Here is a 21,993-nt window from a genome sequence, read left to right as displayed (position 1 = left end):
GTGATCGGTAGCTTAAGGAATGTGAAGGGCTTTGAAAGTCTCGGTCCGGGCACGTCGCTGGGCCGAAAACTTGAGCCGCTGGGCATGAACAATGGTCTTCAAGTCGAAAACCGCCCGTTCAAACAACTCATTGATTATAACGAAATCGAATTTTCTGGCCTGCGCCATTTCGATGGCTGCATTTTTCAGCCTTAGCTCAATGACTTCTGCCGCGTCTTCTCCGCGCCGTTGCAGGCGGGATCGCAGTTCCTCCCAACTGGGCGGAAGTATAAAAATCAAGACGGCGTTGGAAAAAATTCGCTTGATGTTGATGGCGCCCTGAAAATCAATTTCAAGAATCACATCGGCGCCATGTGTAACCCGCTCTTCAATGGTGTGGCGCGACGTGCCGTACCGGTGGCCGTGGACCTCTGCCCATTCCAGAAAAGCATCGCGCTGCACCATGCCGTCAAATTCTTCCGGGGACAGGAAGAAATACTCCCGGCCATGCTTTTCCTGTCCGCGCGGTGGCCGGGTCGTGTGCGACACCGCAGGCTGAATACGCGAATCCAGTTCCATCAGGGCCTTCACCAGGCTGGACTTGCCCGCGCCACTCGGGGCGGCAACAACAAATAGATTTCCAGGATAGTCCATGCTTAATAGTTGCTTATTGCTATGAATTTCGTAGTAAACAATCAGCTACTCGATGTTTTGAACCTGCTCGCGAATTTGCTCGATGAGCACTTTCATGTCCACAGAAACCCGCGTCAACTCCAGCGAGGCAGATTTGGAGCCCAGGGTATTGGCTTCGCGATGCAGTTCCTGGATCAAGAAGTCTAAGCGCTTGCCTAGCTCGCCGCCGCTGGAAAGCAAGCGCTCTATTTCTTCGAGGTGCGACGAAAGTCGGGTTATTTCCTCCGCTACATCAATTCGGATCGCAAAGGCGGTCGCCTCGGTCAGGGCCCGATCATGGGCTATTTCGGGCAGCGTGGTGTTGTCTGACAACGCCATCGCTTCTTGCCAGCGCTCCAGAAACCGGGCCTTTTGTTGCTCCACCAGCTTTGGAACCATGGGCACCGCAAGCGCCGCCAATACCCTTAATTGTGCAGTGCGGTCGAGCAGCATGTGGGTTAGGCGGGCTCCCTCGCGCTCGCGTGCAGACATCAATTCTTTCAAGGCCTTTTCCACCAGCGCGAGCAGTTCTTCACTGTGGTCGTGCGGCTTTTTGTCTTCATTGATAGCGATTCTGAGGATGTCGGCCACGCTGAGTGCCGCGGCCTGCGGCAACCAGGACTTGATGCTATCCTCCAGACAGCTTAAACGCTGCAAGGTCGCGGGCGACGGTGGACGAAGGCTGCCGCTCGATGCGCTTTCAAGCGCTACCCGCACTTCTACCTTGCCGCGCTTCAGCTTGCCGGTTAGCAGTTCCCGCAAGGCCGGTTCAGCCTGTCGCAATTCATCGGGTAGACGGAATGCCAAGTCAAGAAAGCGGCTGTTCACTGATCGTATTTCGACGCCGAGCCGCGACACGGTATCTTGGCGCGGTTCAGTTTCTGGAACAGCCTGTGTCGTGCTGGATTGCACGGTTGCATAACCCGTCATGCTGTAAACTGACATGTATTGATACGCTTTATTAGAGAGAGAAGAAGACCTGGTGGCTTTGTCACCGTGGCAAATCCCAAATTATGTCCAAGGTCAAGCCCGCACCATTGCCGCCCGACACCGTAATTGGGGGCTATCGTATTGTGCGAAAGCTTTCGGCTGGCGGGTTTGGTGTAGTTTACTTGGCTGTCGACAACGAAGGCCAGCAAGTCGCCATCAAGGAATATTTACCGTCTTCACTGACCAGCCGTTCCCCCGGTGAGTTGCTGCCGCAGGTGCAGCCTGAAAAGCTTTCGTTATACCGATTAGGTTTAAAGAGTTTTTTTGAAGAAGGCCGGTCGCTTGCCCAGATTTCGCATGGTTCGGTTGTGAGCGTACTGAATTTTTTTCGCGAGAATGAAACCGTCTACATGGTCATGAACTACCTGGAAGGCGGGACCTTGCAGGACTTCATCATTACCGCCCGCGAGCTAAAAAAACAGAAGGTGTTCCGCGAATCAACCATACGCTCGCTGTTCGACGAAATCCTGCGTGGGCTGCGAATCGTGCACCAGCACAAAATGCTGCACCTGGACATTAAGCCCGCCAACATTTTTATCACGGACGACAACCGGGCCGTGATGATTGACTTCGGTGCGGCTCGCGAGGTCTTGAGTAAGGAGGGCAACTTCATCCGGCCTATGTACACGCCTGGTTTTGCCGCCCCTGAAATGTACCGGCGCGACTCGTCAATGGGCCCCTGGACAGACATCTATGCGATTGGTGCCTGCATCTACGGATCCATGCAGGGCTACCCGCCTAACGATGCACCGCAACGCCTTGAAAAAGACCGCCTTTCCTTGGCGCTGTCTCGCTTGCGGGGTGTTTATTCCGACAATCTGATTGAAGTCGTTGAGTGGTGCATGTCGCTGGACCCGTTGTCACGGCCCCAATCAGTGTTTGCGTTGCAAAAAGAGTTGAGTCGGGAAGGTGAGCGTCGTTACACCAAACTGACTGTTGGCGAAAAGGTGCGCTTGCAGTTCGACAATATGGTGTCGGATACCAAGAAAACCGCGCGCAAAGCTACTGCCTTTGCGACCAGATTTAAATGAAATTTTCTGTTTTTCAGGTGAGCCGCAAAGGCGGGCGTGAGAAAAACGAAGACCGCATGGGTTACTGCTACACCCGCGAGTCGGGCTTGTTCGTGCTGGCCGACGGCATGGGAGGTCATCCCGAGGGGGAAGTCGCAGCGCAGCTCGCCCTACAAACCATTTCTGCGTTGTATCAAATGGAAGCTCGGCCCGCCGTTCCGGACCCGGCTGAATTTTTATCCACCGCGTTGATGGCGGCGCATCGCCAGATTATTCGCTATGCCACCGAAAAAGGCATGTTGGATACGCCCCGTACCACGCTGGTTGCCGCTATTTTGCAAGGCACCAGCGCCACTTGGGTGCATTGTGGAGATTCTCGCCTGTATGTTGTGCGGGATGGCGAATTGTTGATGCGCACCCGCGATCATTCTTACATCGAGCAGCAGAAGGCGGGGATGATTAAGCTTGAATGCATCAACCGCAATATTTTATTTACCTGCCTGGGCTCCCCCACCACACCCGTTTTCGACATCACAGGCCCTGTGACCCTGCTGCAGGGTGACAAGCTGCTGCTGTGTTCTGACGGTCTGTGGGATAGCCTGAGTGACGCTGAAATTGTCCGGCAGCTGGGCAGCAAGTGCGTTTCTGATGCGGTCCCCGAGTTGGTCGAGAATGCGCTGCGCGTCGGTGGCGAGCACAGCGACAATGTGACGGTTCTCGCCATGGAGTGGGAAACACCCGATGCGTTCGAGTCTACCCGTGGCGTGTCGACAGACAGCATCATGGATGGGGTGTTTGCATCCACCATTCAAGCCGGAGGGCTTGACTCGCTGGTCGACGATCTTGACGAGGCGACGATTGAACGATCAATTGCCGAAATCAACGAGGCCATACGCCGCTCGGCCGCAAGAAAAACCTGACAGCCGTGTTTCATGCGTTGGCGCAAGCGTAATCCTGTGCGCTCTTTTTCCAATCCGTAGGGCGTTTTTCGCCAGAAAGCCATTCACCATGAACCAGTTTTCCAGAGGCGGCGAACGGGCGGCCGATGCCCTCCGTCCCGTGCGCATCACGCGCCATTACACCGTTCACGCTGAAGGTTCTGTACTGATTGAATTTGGCGGCACCAAAGTGCTGTGCACGGCCTCGGTTGAGGAAAAGGTACCCGGGCATAAAAAAGGGAGCGGCGAAGGCTGGGTGACTGCCGAATACGGCATGCTGCCACGCGCCACGCACACGCGCAGCGATCGCGAAGCCGCTCGCGGCAAGCAAAGCGGCCGCACGCAGGAAATTCAGCGACTGATTGGCCGCTCCATGCGCTCTGTGTTTGATCTGAAGAAATTGGGCGAACGCACCATTTACCTTGATTGCGACGTGATTCAGGCGGACGGAGGCACCCGAACGGCCAGCATCACCGGCGCCTTTGTCGCTGCGCAAGATGCCGTCAACCAATTGCTGGCGCAGGGAAAACTCGAGGAGACGCCGATCCTCGATCACGTTGCCGCGATCTCGGTGGGCATTGTTCAGGGTACGCCCTTGCTGGATCTGGAATACACCGAAGACTCGGTCTGCGACACGGACATGAATGTCGTCATGACCGGTGCTGGCCACTATGTGGAAGTGCAGGGCACCGCAGAAGGCGCTGCGTTTTCGCGTAAGGAAATGGATGCGCTGCTCGTTCTGGCAGAAAAAGGCATCACCGAATTGCTTGCTCTGCAAAGGCAGGTATTAAATCAATAGCGGCTACTGATCTTCTCTAATGAACTGGCCCCACTTTTTGGTATGAAAATTGTCCTCGCATCGAATAATCAAGGCAAGCTCGCAGAGCTGCAAGTCATGCTGGCGCCACTGGGCCTGGACTTGCTGAGCCAGGCTGAGCTTGGTATTCCCGAAGCAGAAGAGCCTTTTCGCACCTTTGTGGAAAATGCACTGGCCAAAGCCCGTCATGCAGCCAAGCTGAGCGGCTTGCCTGCGCTGGCCGACGACGCGGGCTTGTGTGTAGACGCTTTCGGTGGCCTTCCCGGGGTGGATACGGCGTTTTATGCCATGCAGTTTGGCTACCCCAAGGGCGACGAACACAATGTCAAAGCCTTGTTGGAGCAGATGGCGGGCATGACGCAGCGCCGCGCTGCACTCGTGAGTACGCTAGTGGCGGTCCGGTCTGCCGACGATCCAGAGCCCCTGATCGCCTCCGGGCGGGTGTCTGGTGAGATTACCCTGGAGCCCGTGGGAAGCAACGGATTTGGCTTCGACCCGGTGATGTTTCTTCCGGAATTCGGCCAAACCTTTGCCCAGTTGCCAGTGAGCGTGAAAAATGCCAACAGTCATCGCGGCAAGGCCACGCGCCAGATGATCGAACTGATACGTGAACGCTGGCTGCAAGCTTGAGTTGAACTACAAGTGACTCAAAAAGATATTCAGCACTACATGCGCAGCGGCACACTACAGCTTGCTGCGCTGCCACCCCTGTCGCTTTACGTGCATTTGCCTTGGTGTCTTAAAAAATGCCCCTACTGCGACTTTAATTCGCATGAAGTTTCTGGAGAAATGCCTGAGCAGCGTTACATAGATGCATTGATTGCCGACTTGGAGGCGTCACTGCCACTCATTTGGGGTCGCGCGGTGCACAGCATTTTTATTGGCGGGGGCACGCCCAGTCTCTTTTCACCGCAAGCCATTGATCGCCTGCTGGCTGATATTCGCGCGCGACTGAGGCTCGACGCCGATTGCGAAATCACCCTTGAGGCGAATCCGGGAACGTTTGAAAAAGACCGCTTCAGGGCTTTTCGCTGCGCTGGGGTCACGCGCCTTTCCATCGGTGTGCAGAGTTTCGATGACCACCACTTGAAAGCGCTCGGCCGCGTCCATGACGGTGCTCAAGCGATCGCTGCCGTTGAAGAAGCGGCGCAGGCTTTCGATACCTTCAACCTCGACATCATGTATGCGCTGCCTGGCCAGACCCTGTTAAGTCTGGAGCAGGACATGCGGCAGGCCCTTGCGCTGCAGCCGCCCCATATTTCTATTTATCACCTGACGATTGAGCCGAATACCTACTTTGCGAAGTTTCCGCCGGTGATTCTCGAGGAAGACATGGCCTATGCCATGCTCGACCAGATCACCGAAATGACCGAAGGCGCCGGGCTTCAGCGCTATGAAGTCTCAGCCTACGCCAAGCCGGGACATCGCTGTTTTCACAACCTCAACTACTGGCAATTTGGGGATTACCTGGGAATCGGTGCGGGTGCGCACAGCAAGCTCAGCTTCGCCCATCGGGTGATTCGTCAAGTCAGGTACCGCGAGCCCAAGCTCTATATGGAACATGCGTTGGCCGGGGATGCTGTTACGCAGGAATCCGAAGTCAGCCGCGCTGACCTCCCGTTTGAGTTCATGCTCAATGCCTTGCGCCTCAAGGATGGATTCAAACTGCAGGATTTTGTTGAAAAAACGGGCCTGCCGTTCACGGCTATTCAGGCGGGGCTGGAAGAGGCTGAACGCAAAGGTTTGATCGAGCGCGATTTCGTCCGTGTCAAACCGACCGAGCGAGGCTTTGACTTTTTGAACGATCTGCAGCAACTGTTTTTAGCGGATTGACGAGTAACGCGACCGTCGCTCCATGTCGACGGGGCTTGCGCCGTTCGGCAGCAGCCACCCGGACTTATTGCGGCTTGACGGCATTCATCGCGTTTTCAAATTCCTCACGCGACAGAAAATTGTCTTTATTGGTGTCCGCTTCATCGAAGTGTTTCGCCACGCCGGGGAAGGCCGCCGCTTCTTCCCGGCTGATCCTGCCATCGTGATTGGCATCCATGAAGTCGAAAGCGCGTTCAAGATCTTGCGCCGCGTATTTGGGGGCCGTGGTGGCCGCAGGGGCTGTCGTCAAGGGCTTAACCGGACGCGTCTGTGCTACCGCTGGGGGCGAAGGCTCTGCGGCCTGAACTTGCAGACTAATGGTGACTAAAGCGAGTGCAGCAACCACCGTGAACATCATTCTGTAGCCGCCCAGATGAGACGCACGAAAGCGGGAGGGGGTCTGCTGGAAAATCTGTTTAACGGCGGTAAAAGTCATCGTATGGTTAAGGGTTTGTTCGACACAAAGTCTATTGAATGGCAATAAGTGTTTCAAGGCCAGTGTTCTTGCATGATGTTTCGCCGGTTTACATTCCACGCGGATGCGAAACATTTCTTTGCGTGAGTTGGCCTCCCAAGACTATGGGGGCGCCTTTTACGTGGACCGAAAAATAATCTCTTTGAGTCGTTGAAGCCGGGGCGACACTACCGGCACCGTGAGCATGGTGCTGGCGATGGCCATTAGCAGCAATGCAGTAAAGGTTTCGCTGGTAATGATGCCTTTGTCCAGCAAAATGTTGGAAAAAATAATCATGATGAGTGCTTTGGTTTGCAACAGCCAGCCAATGATTGAGCTTTCCCCTGGCGCCCATTTGAGAAGTTTTCCCGCGATGTGAGTACCGATCAGTTTGCCCCCTACAGAGGCGACGAGCAGTACGCCAGCAGCAACAAATACCGCTTCACCGCCCACGGTCCAGTTGGTTCGCAGTCCCGTGCTGAGGAAAAATACCGGCATCATTACCAGCAATACGTGATGACGCAGTAAGTCCATGTGGGCCTGATTGAACCACCCGCTGTCCATGATGGCACCTGCCAGAAAAGCCCCGACCATGAAATGAAGACCCGACCAGTCGGCGCCAAAGCTACAGACAATTAACCACACCAGACCTGCGTACCATCGGTCGCGCTCCGGCAGCCACAGCATGAGTTTTCTAAAGGCGTAGCCAATGCCCGCGAAGGCCGTCAGAAAAACAGCTTGCTTACCGACGCGCTGCCAGTCCATAAGGATGAGTGCGAGCACTCCCCAGATCGCGATGTCGTCCAGGCTTGCATAGCGCAGGATGCGCTGCCCGATAGGTTGTCGCAGGATGGCGAGCTTCTCCATCAGCAGAATCAGAATAGGCAGTGCAGTGACTGCACAGGCCATGCCGACGCCCATCACAAACTGCCAGTAAGTTCCGCGAGGCCCTACCCAGCCCTCATACATCAGCAGGCCAGTGGCGGCCAGACAGCCGAAAACCAATGGCGTGCCGAGCGCCAAGCCGGCGGTGATGCTACTTTCTCTCCGATGTGCCCAGGCCTTCTTCAGATCCAGTTCGATGCCGGCGACCCAGACGAAAATCATCACCGCCCACCAGGCGATGCCGTTCAAGGACTGAACGACCGGGGCACTGAACACCAACGAGTAATAGCCCGGGAACATTTTGCCAAGAACGCCGGGGCCCAGCAGGATGCCGACAATAATCTGAACCACCACGAGAGGCGCGTAATAGTCGGTTCGCCCGACTCGCCAGATCACATAGGGGAGCGTGAAAATAATCGCCATGGCGATCAGATAGATTTCGGTCGTTGTCATCGCGGGGTGCACAGCCTTTATTAAGAGTGGACGCACAAGGTCCAATCTTGCAGCTGTGGATGGTAAGGCATCCATGACGCACGAAAAGCGGGCGACAAAGCGCTAGGCGCTGAAGAAGCTTTATTGACCAGTCACTGCGTGCGCGCTAACAACGGGTTTTCAAAACGGTCCGTGCAAGCGCGAGTTCGAAAGGCATCACGACTCACGTCGTTTGCAAGATCCGAAAGCCAAGGCACTTTCCCTCCGAGGGCTCGCCGGGCTTTTATCCTACAAAAAAAATAGCGCCTAAGCGGTACTGTCGAGCGATCACCATTATGTGAAGGACTGAACCATGCGAGTAGACATTTACCGGCGAGCCGAGGCCAATAATAAATTTTCTTATCTCGCCGTGCCCGAGGGGCGGCTCATTCCCGAAGAGGCTACAAATTTTGATTGGGAAACCGATGGTCAAGCCAAAGAAATGGGAGAAAACGCCGAATCTCTGCGTTCCTACGGCATCGATGACCTAGACCAGCAAATCGCCGAGAAGGGTTACGCCATCACAAGCGTGGCAAGTCAGCCAAGTTGATTTTCAGACCCATTCCTCGACTTTTACGCACTTCCGTTGAGCGAATCAGCAGACCAGTCTAGCGGCGCGTGACTTGTCTTTGCCCATATTGGTCACTAGCAATGGGCTCTAGGTGCACGCAGTATCCGGTGTCCAGTGCCGGTTCACAAATTAAGGCTGAACCGGCGCTACTACCGTTTCAAGTTCCCGAATCACACCACCTTCGGCAACGCTGCCTTGAATTTTGACATCGCCGTCAATTCGGGCTTTGCAGGCGGCTTGATCGTCGCCTTTGAAGACATCGCAGCGTTTCAGGGCGTTGGCGGAAAATTGGCCGCCATTGTTGTCAAGCTTGCCCGCGCGCTTGGCTGCGTTAGCGTTTTTGACCTCGGTAATGCAGGTAGCCCGATTTTGTTGAGTCTTGCCGCTGTTGCAAGCAGCCATTTCGCTTTTCTCGTTTCCTGTGGCGTCGATACCGGTGGTCCCCGATGCAATCTGGGCAGAGGCTACGGTCAGGGTTAACGAAATGGCCAGGCCGAGGTACGCGACCCCCTTTCCAAGGCGGTTAAATTGGGAAGGGCAGAAACGGGTTGCTACAGTCATGGCCGAACTCCTTGGTTATTTGAATCTTCAACTCCAAGGATGCATCGATGGCCCGAGTTGCGATGAAAGACAACGCTGGAAACCAAAGTCGCCGCTCGCCGATTCTGCTGTAGGACGAAAGCTATTAGCGGACAGACGCCGTCTCTTTGGCTTCCTTCATGCGTTCGGCGAGATGATCTAGCGCCTCTTGCACCTGATCGATCAGGATCAGGCACAAATCGCCCGGCTGCAGACGCGCCAACGCGGTGTCTATGGCCAGAAACTCGCCGCGTATTTCCTCGATATGACGGGTTCGGCTAGCGATGTTTTTTCCTTCCAGTCCCTCTCGCAGCAAGGCCATCACTTCGCCATCAGCCCGCCCGCGCTGGGCGGCGTCCTGGTAAAGAATGACGTCGTCGAAGGCGGCTCCAAGGATGACGGTCTGGTCGCGGATGTCGCTGTCGCGCCGGTCCCCGGCCGCGCTGATCACCACGCTGCGCCGCTGTGCGGGGATGGCGTCTACAGCAGCCACCAGGGCGCGCATGGCGTCGGGGTTATGGCCATAGTCGGCAATCACCGTGGCGCCGCGGTAGTCCATCACATTGAAGCGCCCCGGCGCGTTGTGCGCGTCGGTGGCAAAGCTTGCCAGGCCGCTTTTAAGGGTGTCCCAGTTAACCCCGACGCTCCAGGCCGCAGCGACAGCGGCCATGACGTTCTCCACCTGAAATCCGATGCTGCCACCCCGTGTGACCGGAATTTCCTGCAGCGGGATGCGCTCCACCCAGGATCCTTCGGCGGCCACCAGCATCGGTCCGTCCACATACACCGTGCGTTTGCCTTGCGCCCGGTGGGTAGCCATAAGCGGGTGGTGCCGGTCTGCCGCAAAAAAGATCACTTTTCCAGGGCAGGATGCCGCCATGCTGGCGGTGATGGAGTCTGCAGCGTTAAGCACCGCATAGCCGGTCGGCGACACGTTCTGCACAATCACGCGCTTGAGAACGGCGAGATCTTCCACGGTGGTGATGTAGTTCAGCCCCAAATGATCGCCATTGCCCATATTGGTCACTACAGCCACTTCGCAGCGGTCAAAACCGAGGCCTTCCCGCAGTACGCCGCCGCGTGCCACTTCAAATACGGCTGCATCCACGTCGGGGTGCATCAGCACATTGCGGGCGCTTTTGGGTCCACTGCAGTCGCCGCTATCGGTCTGGCGGCCGTTGATGTAGACGCCGTCGGTATTGGTCATGCCGGTGCGCAGGCCGTGCGCTGCCAACAGATGGGCAATCAAACGCGTTGTGGTGGTTTTACCATTGGTGCCGGTCACGGCGATCACCGGGATGCGGCCGTCATTGCCTGGCGGAAATAGTTCATTGATCATGGCAAGCCCTACCGGGCGGCCCTTGCCATAGGAAGGCGATAGATGCATGCGCAAGCCGGGCGCGGCATTGACTTCCACCACACCGCCGCTTTGTGATTCAAGTGGCCGCAACAGGCTTTCGCAGACGACGTCGACCCCGCAGATGTGCAGCCCCACCATTTGTGCGGCTGCCACGGCCCGAGCCGCCACGGCCGGGTGGACATCGTCGGTCACATCGGTGGCGGTCCCACCGGTGCTCAAGTTGGCGTTGTTGCGCAGGACGACGCGGCGTCCCTTGGCTGGGATCGATTCAGGCGTCAGTCCCTGCGCTTCGAGCTGGGCCACGGCGATGTCGTCAAAGCAAATTTTGGTGAGGGAGGTGGCATGGCCTTCACCACGCCGCGGGTCCAGGTTGACGATCTGCACCAGTCCGCGGACGGTGTGCACGCCGTTGCCGACCACTTGTGGTGGGTCGCGCCGGGAAGCGGCGACCAGCTTGTCGCCGACGACTAGCAGCCGGAAGTCGCTGCCGGGTAAAAACTTTTCGACCATGACTTCACCATGCTCGGCCGCCGCCCGGAAGGCGATCGCAAGATGCTCGCGGGTTGCCACATTAACGGTGACGCCTTTACCTTGGTTGCCGTCTTGAGGTTTGACCGCGACCGGCAGGCCGATCTGTTGAGCCGCCGCCCAGGCATCCTCGACGTCGCTTACCGGTCGGCCCAGGGGCACGGGTACACCCGCTGCACGCAGCAGCTTTTTGGTGAGGTCCTTGTCTTGCGCGATGGCTTCGGCTACGGCGCTGGTCGCGTCAAGTTCGGCCGCCTGGATGCGGCGTTGGCGCGAACCCCATCCAAACTGGACCATGCTGCCTTTGGTAAGGCGCCGATATGGAATGCCGCGCGCGACAGCGGCATCAACAATCGCCCCAGTACTGGGTCCGAGCCTCTCGTTTTCGTCGAGGACTCTCAATTGGGCGATCGCGTCATCCAGGTCAAAAGCGGCCTCATTCAGGGCCGCGTGAATCAGGGCCTGCGCCAATTCGAGCGCCAGGCGACCCACGGCCTCTTCGCAGTATTCCACGACGACCTGGTAAGTGCCTCGCTCGACCGTCACTTCCGTGTGGCTGAAGGTGACAGGACAGCCTGCCGCCGCTTGCAATTCAAGCGCCGCGGCCTCAAGCACATGCGCCAGCGAAACCGGACCGGCATGACCGGTCTGGCGAAGTGCGCCAATGGCCGGAAACAGCGCGCGCACTCGCGGCTCAAAACCAGGCAGAGTCTCGACGGAGGCCTCCGCCGCCGTGCAGGCCACGATGGCTTCTAGCGCCGTGTGGCGGCTCCAGAGATTAGGCCCGCGCAGAGCCCGGATACGAGAGACTTCCATCAGACTGCCCTCCCGGCAGGTTTTTCACTGGATTCAAAGGCTTTCATGCCCGCCCCTATCAGATTGAGCGGGATTCCCAAGGCCCATGCGGCGCCTATGGCGGCCAGCAAGCTACCTTCCGATAGCGCTCGTCGCTCGTCCCGGTCTCTCCAAGCAGCCAGTTTTCCCAAGCTCGGCAAGAAGGCTTCCGTGGCGCCGGTGGCCAGAACGACCTGGTCCTGGCGCACAAAGAGGGCGCGACCGTTTTCGTTGCGGTGCGCCGTAATGGCAACCGAGTCGGGTTCATTGCTGTAGAAAATGACTTCACCATCACACAGCGCTTTCATTTCCACCACGCGCGCATGGGCGGCATTGAGCACTGCGGCGCCACTCGGCAGGACCGCGTCAACTTGCGAGCGCATGACCTTGAACATTTGATCGTCTTCGGTAATGTCGAATTCGGCGAGGCTGGAGGCACCGCCGAGGTCAGTGACGACACCGATCTGGCAGCGGTCATAGGACAAACCGCTGCGCAAAATAGTGTCGGCGCCGTTTTCAAACACGGCGGCCTGCACCGCCCGGTTCATCAGCAGACGTTGGCCAGCCTCCCAGTGGGCACAGTTACTGGTGTCCACGCAGCGCTGGTCCAGAAACAGGCCGTCGCGGCAGGCCAGGCCCGTGTAGCGGCCCGACAGGTGCAGCAACCAGGCGACCAGGCGCGCGACATACGGAGTGCCTTCGGACCCGGCGATGCCGACCAGGGGAATGCGGCCGTCTTGACCGTGCTGGCTGTGGTCCAGGGTTTCGGAGAGATGAGGGAAAAGATGCTCACAGATGGCGCGTCCTACCGGGCGCGGCGCGCCTTCCGCGGGTTTCAGGTGCATCAACAGACCGGGGCCCGCGTTGACCTCGACAATTGCGCCGCCCTGGCTGTGCAATGGGCGCGAGATGTCTTGCGCCACCACATCGATCCCCGCAATGTCCAGACCTACCACGCGGGCGGCGAGCGTGACGATGTACTCGACTTCGGGGTGAACTTCGTCCGTGCAGTCGATGGCGACATTTCCGTTGCGCTGAATCAGCACCTCGCGGCCCGCCATCGGTATCGCGTCGGGCGTCAAGCCCTGGCGCTGCAGGTCAAGCACGATGGCGCCATCCGTTGCCGTTTTGATCTGGCTTAATGGAAAGTCCTCGCCCAGACCGCGCCGTGGGTTGGTATTGAGTTGCGCGTCCACCAGCTGCACTACGGTAGAGCTGCCATCGCCGGTAACCCAGGCGGCTTCTCCGCGTGCGGCCGCCACCACGCGGCCACCCACCACCAGCAGGCGGTGTTCATGACCGCGCACAAAGCGCTCGACCATGACTTCGCTGCCGTGGCGCTTGGCCACTTCAAAAGCGGCTTTGACCTGTTCTTCGGTTTTCAGGTCCAAAGACACGCCGCGACCGTGGTTGCCGTCGGAGGGCTTGACAACCACGGGCAAACCGATGTCTTGCGCGGAGGCCCAGGCCTCCTGTGCGTTGTGGACAATTTCACCTTTCGGCACCGGCACGCCGCAGGTGGCCAGCAGGCTTTTAGTCAGATCCTTGTCATGCGCAATACCTTCTGCAATCGCGCTGGTAAGTTCAGTTTCTGCAGTCCAGATGCGGCGCTGGCTGGCGCCATAGCCCAGCTGCACAAGGTTGCCGTCGTTCAGACGGATATGAGGAATGCCTCTGTCCGTGGCAGCCACCACAATCGAGGCGGTGCTGGGCCCCAGGTAGCAGTCATCGACCTTGGCTCGAATTTTTTCGACTGCAGCCTGAACCTGTGTTGAATCAAAGGCTTGGTCGTTGATGGCGGCCATCAGAAGTCGGTGCCCTTCAGCCAGCGCGATGCGGGCCACCTGTTCGTCTCTCGCTCTCACCACCATGCGGTAGACGCCCCGCTGCGAGGTGCTACGCGTCTGGCCAAAGCCGGTCGGCATGTCGGCCAGATTTAGCAGCTCGATTACGACATGTTCCAGTACATGGCCGGCCCAGGTGCCCTCCTGCAGGCGCTGTAGAAAGCCGCCACGTTCGCCGACGCCGCAGTGGTGTTCGCGCAAGGCGGGCAGTAGTTCGACCAGTCGATCGTTGAAGCCCGGCAGCAGGTTGGAGGGAAAGTCTTCCAGGCCGCCCAAGTCCAGCCACACTTCAAGTACCGGTCGATAGGTCCAGATGTTGGGACCGCGCAGGTAATTGATGCGCAGTAGCTTGATGTCGTCCTGTTGGCTCATGTTTTGCAAAAGTTTTCAGTCCAGCGGACTTTGCCGCTGCAACGTTCCGATTTTCGGCCGGGAGAATGTAAATGAAAATGACTAGCAGACTTGGTAAAAGTCCTGCCAGCCTGGAATAGGTGCTTACGGAGAGGAGACGACTGCGCTGTCGAGCGCAGAGTTGATTCAACTTTAATCGTTTTCGCGAGCGCGAGAAGGTAACAAAAATCCTCGCTGGCCGGCTTGGGCGAAAATCCGTGTTCCGGGTCATATTGCGCGTCACTCCTGATCCAGCCAGAAGCTGGATCTGTCGCGCCACGCGCTGTGCGCCAAATACCGGACTTTAAAAAATTAATAACCACAATGCAACATAACTACCCGGTGGACGATTCAAGCCAAACCGGCCCTGCGGCAGGACTCCGTTCGCAGCTCGCAAACCAAGAGAACGTTTTGTGCACCTTGGTGGTTGACTTGGACCAGCAACTTCGCTTTGCCCAGGGTCTGCTGGCCCTGACGGACCGGCGCCTGCTGGCTTGTAGCCCCGAGGGCACCTGGATCAGCTGGTCCACCCTGGACACCGGCGGAACCCAGCCGAAGCGGCGCGGGCTGGAACTTCGCCATTTCGACCATGCCGGGGTGGGAACGCTGGAGCTTTATGACAGCGATAGCGATGATTCCAGCCGGCTCGGCAGCTGGCGTTTTACCCTGGGAGCCAATGTCCAGGCGGTGCGTTTGGTGCGGATGTTTGCGCAGCAGCAGGCCCGGACACCAGCCGAAGCCTCCGGCGCGGCAGCCAAAGCAGACCCTGCGTTTGGACCCGCCGACGAGGTCTCACTGTGCCCGGAATGTGACTTGCCACTGCCTCCGGATAGCGACGAGTGCCCGGCTTGCGCCCGGGAGTTGCATACGCCACCCTCGACCTGGGTGCTGCTGCGACTGTGGCGTTTTGCCCACCCGTACCGCTACCAACTGCTGACCGGCTTCTTGCTGACGCTCGCCTCCACGGCGGCGACGCTGGTGCCGCCTTACCTCACCATTCCACTGATGGACAATATTCTGATCCCGTTCCAGAACGGCCAGAAAATTGAGTCCTCAAAAGTGCTGCTCATTTTGGGTGGGCTGCTCGGTGCAGCGGTGCTGGGTTGGGCGCTGAACTGGGCTCGGACCTACTTGCTGGCACTGGTGTCCGAGCGCATCGGAGCCGATTTGCGGACCGCTACTTTTGACCATTTATTGGAGCTGTCGCTGGATTACTTTGGGGGTAAGCGGACCGGCGACCTGATGTCACGGATTGGCTCCGAAACGGATCGAATTTGCGTGTTTTTATCATTGCACGCGCTGGACTTCGCCACCGACGTGCTGATGATCGTGATGACGGCGGTCATTTTATTTTTCGTCAACCCATGGCTGGCGCTCGTGACGTTTATGCCCTTGCCTTTTATCGCCTGGATGATTCATGTGGTGCGCGACAAGCTTCGCACCGGTTTTGAAAAAATTGACCGGGTATGGTCCGATGTGACCAATGTCCTGGCGGACACGATCCCCGGCATCCGGGTCGTCAAAGCGTTTGCCCAGGAAAGGCGTGAAGCCCAACGTTTTCGCGATGTCAATCAATACAACCTGGCGGCCAATGACAAACTGAATAAAACCTGGTCGCTGTTTACGCCTACCGTTTCGTTGCTGACGGAAGTGGGGCTGCTGGTAGTCTGGGCGTTCGGCATCTGGCTTGTAGCCAGGCAGCAGATCACGGTGGGCGTGCTGACCGCATTTATTGCGTATATCGGTCGCTTTTATGGGCGACTTGATTCCATGAGCCGCATTGTCTCCGTGACGCAAAAGGCGGCAGCGGGCGCCAAGCGGATTTTTGACATTCTTGACCACGTGTCCGACGTGCCCGAGCCGGCCCAGCCGATAAAAATCGAAGCGCTCCAGGGCCGCATCGAGATGAAGGGCATCGGATTTCGCTATGGCAACCGTACCGTGATTCGCGGACTGGACCTGCAAATCCAGCCTGGCGAGATGATCGGTCTGGTGGGCCACAGCGGCTCGGGTAAAAGCACGCTGGTCAATCTGTTGTGCCGCTTTTACGATGTGAGCGACGGCGCCATCAGCGTAGACGGCACCGACATTCGGCGCTTCAGCGTGGCCGACTATCGGCGCAATATCGGCTTGGTGCTGCAGGAGCCGTTTCTATTTTTTGGCACCATCGCGGAAAACATTGCTTATGGCAAACCGGGCGCGACGCGTGCCGAGATTGTGGCCGCCGCTCGTGCCGCCCATGCACACGAATTCATCCTGCGCCTGACTCAGGGCTACGACTCGCTGGTGGGCGAGCGCGGCCAGGGGCTGTCGGGCGGGGAGCGCCAACGCATTTCGATTGCGCGCGCCTTGCTGATCGACCCGCGCATTTTGATCCTGGACGAGGCGACCTCATCGGTGGACACGGAAACTGAAAAGGAAATCCAGCGCGCGCTCGACAATCTGGTGCAGGGCCGCACCACGATTGCCATCGCGCACCGGCTGTCAACATTGCGCAAAGCCGATCGGCTCGTGGTGATGGACCGTGGGCAAGTGGTGGAAGTCGGACCGCATGATGAACTGATGGCGCAGCAGGGCGCCTATTGGCGGCTGTACGAGGCCCAAGCCCGGCAGGTCGACAGCGAAGGGCAGGGCGGCGAGGTCGAGGAGAGCCAGGGAGCCCGGATAGCCCTGGCCACGGCGCAGCTGGCGCACACGGCCCATCATGCCCCCCAGCAGGCAGGTAACCCATGAGCGAAGGTCTAAGCATGACAGCCCCCCATTTTGATTTCGATTCCCTTGTCTCTCCGGGCTTTCGGCTCGAGCGCCAAGCGTCGGGGCGGTTGTTGTTCATTGACGCTAATGGTGAGCAGCATGCTGGCGTGGTGCCGGTGCGGGCGTTTCCCCTCGCGGCGCCCGATGAAGGTATTTCGCTGGTCAATACCGAGGGTCACGAGGTGGCGTGGATAGAGCGGCTGCAGGCCTTGCCGACGGCACTGCGCGCGCTGCTTCAAGAAGAGTTGGCCCTGCGCGATTTCGTACCCGAGATCAAGCGGCTTGTAAGTGTCTCGACTTTTGCGACGCCGAGCATCTGGACGGTCGAAACCGATCGGGGCGACACCTCGTTTGTACTCAAGGGCGAAGAGGATATTCGCCGTTTGGGACGTCAGGCCCTGCTGATTGCGGGTAGCGAAGGAGTGCAATACAGCGTGCCCAATATGACGGCCCTGGATCGTGCCTCACGCCGATTGTTGGAGCGCTTTCTTTAACGCGCGTGGCGGCTTAACTCAGCAGGTCCTTCAGCGTCCTCGCAATGACCTTGGTGGCACGACGCAAGTCCTCGAGATCAAGTCGCTCGTCAGAACGTTTGGCGTGGGACTCCAGCACGCTGCGCGGCCCCGCGCCGTAGACGACACCGGGAATGCCAGCTTCCGCATACAGGCGGACATCGGTATACAGCGGTGTACCCATGGTGGGGATCTGCTGGCCGAACAACGTTGCAGCGTGTTTTTGGAGGGCCTCCACCAGAGGCTTGTTGCCAGGAAGTGCTTGCATCGCGTGGGCCAGCAGCAGCCGCCTGATTTCAACGCTGATTCCCGGAAAGCGGCCCGCCGCATCGGTGATTACCTGGCGGATAACAGCCTCCACCTCTGCAGGATTTTCTTCCGGGATGATGCGGCGGTCTAGCTTGAACGTGACTTTTCCCGGAACCACATTTGTGTTGGTGCCACCTTCAATACGCCCCACGTTGAGATAGGGATGCTGTATGCCCTCGACGTTGGAGGTGACTCGCTGGTACAGCGCGTTCTGCGCATACAGCGCATTGAGAATGCCAACGGCGCATTGCAGCGCATCCACCCCGGTGTGCGGAATGGCAGCGTGAGCCATCTTGCCGTGTACCGTCACTTCCATTTGCAGGCAGCCGTTGTGGGCGGTCACGACTTCGTAGGAGAACCCCGCTGCAATCATCAGATCGGGGTGAGTCAGGCCCTTCTTGAGCAGCCACCCAGGCCCCAATTCACCCCCAAATTCCTCGTCGTAGGTGAAATGCAGTTCGACGTTGCCGTGCAGCGGTGCGCTCAATGACTCCAGCGCGCGCACGGCAAAGGTGAAGCTGGCGAAATCGCTTTTGCTGACAGCGGCAGCGCGGCCATAAATCTTGCCATCCTCGATCTCGCCGCCATAGGGGTCGTGAGTCCAGCCCTCGCCAGGAGGCACCACATCGCCGTGGGCATTCAGGGCAATCGTGCGGCCAACCCCATAGTGACGGCGTACGATTAGATTGGTAATCGACTCCATGCCATAGGCCTTCACATCGGCCTGTGGCACCGGGTACTTCTCGGCCTCAAAACCGAAGGCGTTGAGTAACTCGGCGGTGCGCTCGGCATGGGGTGCGTTGTTACCCGGCGGCGTATCGGTCGGCACGCGAATGAGGTCCTGCAAAAAGCGGACTTCTTCGTTGAAATAGGTGTCCACCCAGGTGTCGAGTCGGTCGTAATCAGTCATTAGGCGGTATGCGTGAATAGCCCGCGCTTGATGCAGAGCCATAATTTTCATGAATTCGGAGGCGTGGCCGGCAGCAGTGTTCGGCCAAAAACAGAGGGTCAAGCGTTGGAGGCCGAACTTCTGCTTCCGACTGAAAACGACCATGCAGTTTTGCGAGCGACCGACAGCTGCCCACCCAATCCGGCCGCGCGATTCTCTCCAAAGAAAAGAGTCAAGCGGAGTTTATCAGGCTGCAAAAGAACAGCTCTTGTGGGCCCACTGGGGCCATGCTGTTGGAAGGAATCGGCAATTGGAGAATAAATATCACGCTCGTCATGTCTCGAACATGGTGCTGAGTTCCTGATAGCTGACCGCTTCATTTGCGAACTCGAAAGTGCCGTGCTCGCGCATCTCGCGACCAGCGCGGGAGAGTGCACTGCCAACCCTAATGCGCGTTTAACCCAGTCCGTATAAGCCTGCTCAGTACGGGTACTGTCATGCTTCAAGCGGATTTTCCCCCTGACTTAATCGAGCAACGTAGGTTCTTGCCTAGGTAAATTTTCTGATGGGCATTGCATTTATTTTAGAAGGTGCTAAATTTCGCTACATGGATAAATTTAAAATCATCTTACATTTTTATAAATAATTAGACATCCGAATAGACGCAATGTTTTGCGTCTATTCGGATGTCTAATATTAGTTAGGCCCCAGGAGCGACAAATGCCTCGCTACGTTGCATTTCTTCGTGGTGTCAGCCCAATGAACGCCAAGATGGCCGATCTCAAGGAATGCTTCGAGAAGATCGGCTTCACGGACGTTAGAACGATTCTGTCCAGTGGCAACGTGGTTTTTACCGGCGCCAAAAAACAAGAATCGAATCTGGCCAAAGTTATTGAATCCGGCATGGAGAAATATCTCCCTCGTAGCTTTCCTGTTATTGTGCGTACTACTAACCACCTGCTCGCGTTGCTCAAGACGGACCCCTACTCTGACTTTCACATCTCGCCAGAGGCAAAGCGAGTTGTGACCTTCTTGAGTCAACCGCACAAGGAAAACCTGTTGCTGCCTATTGAGCTCGATGGCGCCAAAATCCTAGCCATGGATGGCGCTGAGGTGTTCACGGCGTATGTTCCACATGAGTGCGGCCCAATCTTCATGACACTCATTGAAAAGACGCTTGGAAAGAACGTCACAACACGCACATGGGACACTATCAAGAAATGCGCGGCAGCACGAGGCTGGAGCCTAACAATTCATCCAAGCCGAAGCCGCATCTTAGCTTCGTCTATTTCTGCCGTTGCTGCTGTCGTGTCGGCTCACTACTGCCACGTTGCGTCTCGGCTTAATTCAAGCGTTAGGGTGCTTTTCAACTCTTTTCGTCGATTAGGAGAAATGCATGACCATCAAAGGTAGTTGTCACTGTGGGAAAACCAGCTTCGAGATAGATGGCAATGTTCCTGAGCAACTCACACGTTGCACTTGTTCGTTCTGCTCAAAACGCGGTGCGCTGTATGCCTACTATCAGCCAGAACAATTTCAGGTCAATGCTTCGACTGAAGACGATGAGATCTATCGCTGGAAAACGAAGCTCGTAGCTCACCACTTTTGCAAGAACTGCGGCATACCAATCTTCTCGGACAGTCCCGCATTCGAGCGTGACGGAAGCTGGGACAAGAAAACTCGCCGCATTGGCGTCAACGCGCGGCTCTTTGATGACTTCGATGCAGCAAGCGCGTCGGTTTCCGTGATTGACGGAAAGAACCTGTGGTAATCGGTACGCAGCCTAACAATTCATTCAAGCCGAAGCCGCTTCGCGGCTCGGCTTAATTCAGGCGTTAGAGGTTATATGCACAAACTTATTGCCTCCTTCCTATTGAAGTTCGAAAGTATGCAGTAGTTTCAAAGACAGAACACCCGTTTCCCGCTTTCGGCCACATACGTTAATGGCTCATCTGAGCCTGAACCAAAAACGGTCACATACAAGATCCGCAGCGCGGCTGATCCGAAATACTCACGTCTTGATTACCAAAGCAAGACAAAACGGCCACGATTCCATTTGAAAAATTAGTGGGGTCTAAGCAAGGGCGAGTTTTGGTGCAATTCACCAAACCGGATACCGACTATTCATTTGCGTTTAGCTTTGAAAAAACAGCCTCTTGTTGGCGTCTCGTCAAATTTGAGGACTATTCGCTGTGAGTAGCTTCACCTCTAACCCGGCGCTCAACCCCGCTCCTTTCAGTCGCTGGACGCGGCGCGATAAAGCCGCGCCGCGCCGGTTAACTCTACGTTAGGCCACCGCTCTTAACAAGTTGCAGCATATAAAAGGTAGCCCTATTCAGAAGGATATAGAACATGCAAAATTCAACCCCGGAATATCTCGCACAATGCAAAAATGCACTGAATGCCGAGCAAGCAAAATCCCTGTCGGAGACCAACAATTGGTCGCACGTCAATAAACAGCAGGTGCATATTGATTGGGACGCACTTTATAAAAGGTTGGCTACCATGCTGGACGGTTCGCAAGCCTCCTCGCCAGCAGTCCAGGAGATCATGGCCCAGCGTTACGCTATTGCTTCCCGGTTTTATGTGCCTTCGAGAGAAGCCTACATTGGCATGGGTCTTTTCTACAGCGACAACAAGGATATGAAGGACTTCCACAACGCGTATCACCGGAATATGGTGGGATTCTTGGGTGAGGCTATCTATGTTTATGCATAACGTAACCTGTAAGCGGGTTTGCTTCGCCACTGCGCATCACATCTCGCCTAACAGAGCGTTCGAGAGGGACGCGTCAAAAGCGGCGCACCCCTCAACTTTACGTTAGACCTGCGCACGAACCTCATCGCAGCGACGAATTTTAGTGTTCTGACAATTGTCGGTCAGCATCTTTTCTTGCTTTAGGAGACGACATGAAAATTTGGCTAGCGCGAGTTTTCGCACTATTAGGGATCGTGCTCACCCTCCTTGGCGTGCTTTGGTCCTTACAGGGTGCTGACTTAATTCATTTGGAGCCTATCGCTTGTGTGGCGAACTGCGAACCTCTCACTGGTCCGTCAACTACGTGGCTGTTGGCAGGATTGGCAACCGTAGTCATTGGCCTGATTGTCACAATTGGATGTATCCGCTATCTCAAACGCGAGCGGAAGATGCGGAAGGCACAGGTCTAACAGTTCATTCAAGCCGAACCCGCTTCGCGGGCCGGCTTAATTCAAACGTGAATCGCCCCGGGTTTCGTGGAGGCCCGTTGGGTTAAGTCAGGCAGACACTGCAGCCTGACTGGTTAATTGCCGATAGTAATTTTCTTCAGCTTCGGCAGGGGGAATGTAACCGATGGG

Annotated in this window: 19 protein-coding genes; 11 read left to right on the top strand and 8 right to left on the bottom strand. The window is 57.0% G+C overall.

The features are described from left to right. Positions 1-12: 12 nt before the first annotated feature. Complete coding sequence (gene gmk / locus HHJ16_RS08995; protein ID WP_293642268.1) at positions 13-633, bottom strand: guanylate kinase; 621 nt, start codon at positions 631-633, stop codon at positions 13-15. 45 nt (positions 634-678) lie between these two features. Beyond that, on the bottom strand, positions 679-1,596 hold the full coding sequence (locus HHJ16_RS08990; protein WP_293642267.1) for a YicC/YloC family endoribonuclease: 918 nt from the start codon (positions 1,594-1,596) through the stop codon (positions 679-681). 68 nt (positions 1,597-1,664) lie between these two features. Here HHJ16_RS08990 and HHJ16_RS08985 point away from each other — a divergent pair, with 68 nt between their 5' ends. The 5 genes from HHJ16_RS08985 to hemW all read left to right on the top strand — a co-directional run bounded on the left by HHJ16_RS08985 (position 1,665) and on the right by hemW (position 6,239). Further along, positions 1,665-2,672: a serine/threonine-protein kinase gene (locus HHJ16_RS08985; RefSeq protein WP_293642266.1), complete on the top strand. Its 1,008-nt coding sequence runs from the start codon at positions 1,665-1,667 to the stop codon at positions 2,670-2,672. Continuing rightward, entirely contained in the window at positions 2,669-3,571 is a 903-nt protein-coding gene (locus HHJ16_RS08980) for a protein phosphatase 2C domain-containing protein (protein WP_293642265.1), read from the top strand. The genes HHJ16_RS08985 and HHJ16_RS08980 overlap by 4 nt, the downstream gene beginning before the upstream one ends. 88 nt (positions 3,572-3,659) lie before the next feature. Further along, positions 3,660-4,388, top strand: coding sequence for a ribonuclease PH (rph, locus tag HHJ16_RS08975; protein WP_293642264.1), 729 nt, complete (start codon positions 3,660-3,662; stop codon positions 4,386-4,388). A gap of 42 nt (positions 4,389-4,430) precedes the next feature. Then, positions 4,431-5,036 carry an RdgB/HAM1 family non-canonical purine NTP pyrophosphatase gene (gene rdgB, locus HHJ16_RS08970; RefSeq protein ID WP_293642263.1) on the top strand — a complete coding sequence of 202 codons (606 nt, stop codon included), beginning with the start codon at positions 4,431-4,433 and terminating at the stop codon, positions 5,034-5,036. Positions 5,037-5,075: 39 nt separating this feature from the next. Next, positions 5,076-6,239, top strand: coding sequence for a radical SAM family heme chaperone HemW (gene hemW / locus HHJ16_RS08965; protein ID WP_293642315.1), 1,164 nt, complete (start codon positions 5,076-5,078; stop codon positions 6,237-6,239). 64 nt (positions 6,240-6,303) lie between these two features. Here hemW and HHJ16_RS08960 read toward each other — a convergent pair whose 3' ends face one another. Together HHJ16_RS08960 and HHJ16_RS08955 are read right to left on the bottom strand one after the other, a co-directional pair. Beyond that, positions 6,304-6,714, bottom strand: coding sequence for an EF-hand domain-containing protein (locus HHJ16_RS08960; protein ID WP_293642262.1), 411 nt, complete (start codon positions 6,712-6,714; stop codon positions 6,304-6,306). A gap of 156 nt (positions 6,715-6,870) precedes the next feature. After that, positions 6,871-8,070 carry a cation:proton antiporter gene (locus HHJ16_RS08955; RefSeq protein ID WP_293642261.1) on the bottom strand — a complete coding sequence of 400 codons (1,200 nt, stop codon included), beginning with the start codon at positions 8,068-8,070 and terminating at the stop codon, positions 6,871-6,873. Positions 8,071-8,401: 331 nt separating this feature from the next. Here HHJ16_RS08955 and HHJ16_RS08950 point away from each other — a divergent pair, with 331 nt between their 5' ends. Further along, on the top strand, positions 8,402-8,638 hold the full coding sequence (locus HHJ16_RS08950) for a DUF6139 family protein (RefSeq protein ID WP_293642260.1): 237 nt from the start codon (positions 8,402-8,404) through the stop codon (positions 8,636-8,638). 150 nt (positions 8,639-8,788) lie between these two features. On the opposite strand, the gene HHJ16_RS08945 is transcribed toward HHJ16_RS08950, so the two are convergent. The 3 genes from HHJ16_RS08945 to cphA (HHJ16_RS08935) all read right to left on the bottom strand — a co-directional run bounded on the left by HHJ16_RS08945 (position 8,789) and on the right by cphA (HHJ16_RS08935) (position 14,176). Continuing rightward, positions 8,789-9,220 (bottom strand): hypothetical protein, encoded by a 432-nt coding sequence (locus HHJ16_RS08945; RefSeq protein WP_293642259.1) that lies wholly within the window; start codon positions 9,218-9,220, stop codon positions 8,789-8,791. A 124-nt stretch (positions 9,221-9,344) separates the two neighbouring features. Continuing rightward, complete coding sequence (gene cphA / locus HHJ16_RS08940) at positions 9,345-11,942, bottom strand: cyanophycin synthetase (RefSeq protein WP_293642258.1); 2,598 nt, start codon at positions 11,940-11,942, stop codon at positions 9,345-9,347. After that, complete coding sequence (gene cphA, locus HHJ16_RS08935) at positions 11,942-14,176, bottom strand: cyanophycin synthetase (protein WP_293642257.1); 2,235 nt, start codon at positions 14,174-14,176, stop codon at positions 11,942-11,944. Before cphA (HHJ16_RS08935) ends, cphA (HHJ16_RS08940) begins: the two co-directional genes overlap by 1 nt. Positions 14,177-14,518: 342 nt before the next feature. Here cphA (HHJ16_RS08935) and HHJ16_RS08930 point away from each other — a divergent pair, with 342 nt between their 5' ends. Further along, positions 14,519-16,927, top strand: a complete 2,409-nt coding sequence (locus tag HHJ16_RS08930) for an ABC transporter ATP-binding protein (protein WP_293642256.1) — start codon at positions 14,519-14,521, stop codon at positions 16,925-16,927. After that, positions 16,924-17,442: a DUF1854 domain-containing protein gene (locus tag HHJ16_RS08925; RefSeq protein WP_293642255.1), complete on the top strand. Its 519-nt coding sequence runs from the start codon at positions 16,924-16,926 to the stop codon at positions 17,440-17,442. Before HHJ16_RS08930 ends, HHJ16_RS08925 begins: the two co-directional genes overlap by 4 nt. Positions 17,443-17,455: 13 nt before the next feature. Here the strand turns inward: HHJ16_RS08925 and HHJ16_RS08920 are convergent, their stop codons facing one another. Further along, positions 17,456-18,679, bottom strand: a complete 1,224-nt coding sequence (locus tag HHJ16_RS08920; protein WP_293642254.1) for an ArgE/DapE family deacylase — start codon at positions 18,677-18,679, stop codon at positions 17,456-17,458. Positions 18,680-19,378: 699 nt separating this feature from the next. Here HHJ16_RS08920 and HHJ16_RS08915 point away from each other — a divergent pair. The 3 genes from HHJ16_RS08915 (at position 19,379) to HHJ16_RS08905 (ending at position 21,376) form a co-directional block, all read left to right on the top strand. Next, on the top strand, positions 19,379-20,071 hold the full coding sequence (locus HHJ16_RS08915) for a DUF1697 domain-containing protein (RefSeq protein WP_293642253.1): 693 nt from the start codon (positions 19,379-19,381) through the stop codon (positions 20,069-20,071). Beyond that, the gene (locus tag HHJ16_RS08910; RefSeq protein WP_293642252.1) at positions 20,055-20,429 is read left to right on the top strand and encodes a GFA family protein; all 375 of its coding nucleotides are present in this window, start codon (positions 20,055-20,057) and stop codon (positions 20,427-20,429) included. The genes HHJ16_RS08915 and HHJ16_RS08910 overlap by 17 nt, the downstream gene beginning before the upstream one ends. A 581-nt stretch (positions 20,430-21,010) precedes the next feature. Then, complete coding sequence (locus HHJ16_RS08905) at positions 21,011-21,376, top strand: TipAS antibiotic-recognition domain-containing protein (protein ID WP_293642251.1); 366 nt, start codon at positions 21,011-21,013, stop codon at positions 21,374-21,376. The last annotated feature ends 617 nt before the right edge of the window (positions 21,377-21,993 follow it).

It is taken from the genome of Polaromonas sp., assembly GCF_012927485.1.
Taxonomy (GTDB): domain Bacteria; phylum Pseudomonadota; class Gammaproteobacteria; order Burkholderiales; family Burkholderiaceae_C; genus Polaromonas.
This window is presented reverse-complemented; position numbering and strand designations above follow the sequence as displayed.

Bases quoted from the DNA above. Each gene is read 5' to 3' on its own strand.
- cphA (WP_293642258.1), bottom strand. From the start codon at position 11,942: ATGGAAGTCTCTCGTATCCGGGCTCTGCGCGGGCCTAATCTCTGGAGC.
- HHJ16_RS08905 (WP_293642251.1), top strand. From the start codon at position 21,011: ATGCAAAATTCAACCCCGGAATATCTCGCACAATGCAAAAATGCACTG.
- HHJ16_RS08945 (WP_293642259.1), bottom strand. From the start codon at position 9,220: ATGACTGTAGCAACCCGTTTCTGCCCTTCCCAATTTAACCGCCTTGGA.
- HHJ16_RS08955 (WP_293642261.1), bottom strand. From the start codon at position 8,070: ATGACAACGACCGAAATCTATCTGATCGCCATGGCGATTATTTTCACG.
- HHJ16_RS08980 (WP_293642265.1), top strand. From the start codon at position 2,669: ATGAAATTTTCTGTTTTTCAGGTGAGCCGCAAAGGCGGGCGTGAGAAA.
- HHJ16_RS08985 (WP_293642266.1), top strand. From the start codon at position 1,665: ATGTCCAAGGTCAAGCCCGCACCATTGCCGCCCGACACCGTAATTGGG.
- rph (WP_293642264.1), top strand. From the start codon at position 3,660: ATGAACCAGTTTTCCAGAGGCGGCGAACGGGCGGCCGATGCCCTCCGT.
- HHJ16_RS08950 (WP_293642260.1), top strand. From the start codon at position 8,402: ATGCGAGTAGACATTTACCGGCGAGCCGAGGCCAATAATAAATTTTCT.
- HHJ16_RS08915 (WP_293642253.1), top strand. From the start codon at position 19,379: ATGCCTCGCTACGTTGCATTTCTTCGTGGTGTCAGCCCAATGAACGCC.
- HHJ16_RS08990 (WP_293642267.1), bottom strand. From the start codon at position 1,596: ATGTCAGTTTACAGCATGACGGGTTATGCAACCGTGCAATCCAGCACG.
- HHJ16_RS08920 (WP_293642254.1), bottom strand. From the start codon at position 18,679: ATGACTGATTACGACCGACTCGACACCTGGGTGGACACCTATTTCAAC.
- cphA (WP_293642257.1), bottom strand. From the start codon at position 14,176: ATGAGCCAACAGGACGACATCAAGCTACTGCGCATCAATTACCTGCGC.
- hemW (WP_293642315.1), top strand. From the start codon at position 5,076: ATGCGCAGCGGCACACTACAGCTTGCTGCGCTGCCACCCCTGTCGCTT.
- rdgB (WP_293642263.1), top strand. From the start codon at position 4,431: ATGAAAATTGTCCTCGCATCGAATAATCAAGGCAAGCTCGCAGAGCTG.
- HHJ16_RS08930 (WP_293642256.1), top strand. From the start codon at position 14,519: ATGCAACATAACTACCCGGTGGACGATTCAAGCCAAACCGGCCCTGCG.
- HHJ16_RS08960 (WP_293642262.1), bottom strand. From the start codon at position 6,714: ATGACTTTTACCGCCGTTAAACAGATTTTCCAGCAGACCCCCTCCCGC.
- gmk (WP_293642268.1), bottom strand. From the start codon at position 633: ATGGACTATCCTGGAAATCTATTTGTTGTTGCCGCCCCGAGTGGCGCG.
- HHJ16_RS08910 (WP_293642252.1), top strand. From the start codon at position 20,055: ATGACCATCAAAGGTAGTTGTCACTGTGGGAAAACCAGCTTCGAGATA.
- HHJ16_RS08925 (WP_293642255.1), top strand. From the start codon at position 16,924: ATGAGCGAAGGTCTAAGCATGACAGCCCCCCATTTTGATTTCGATTCC.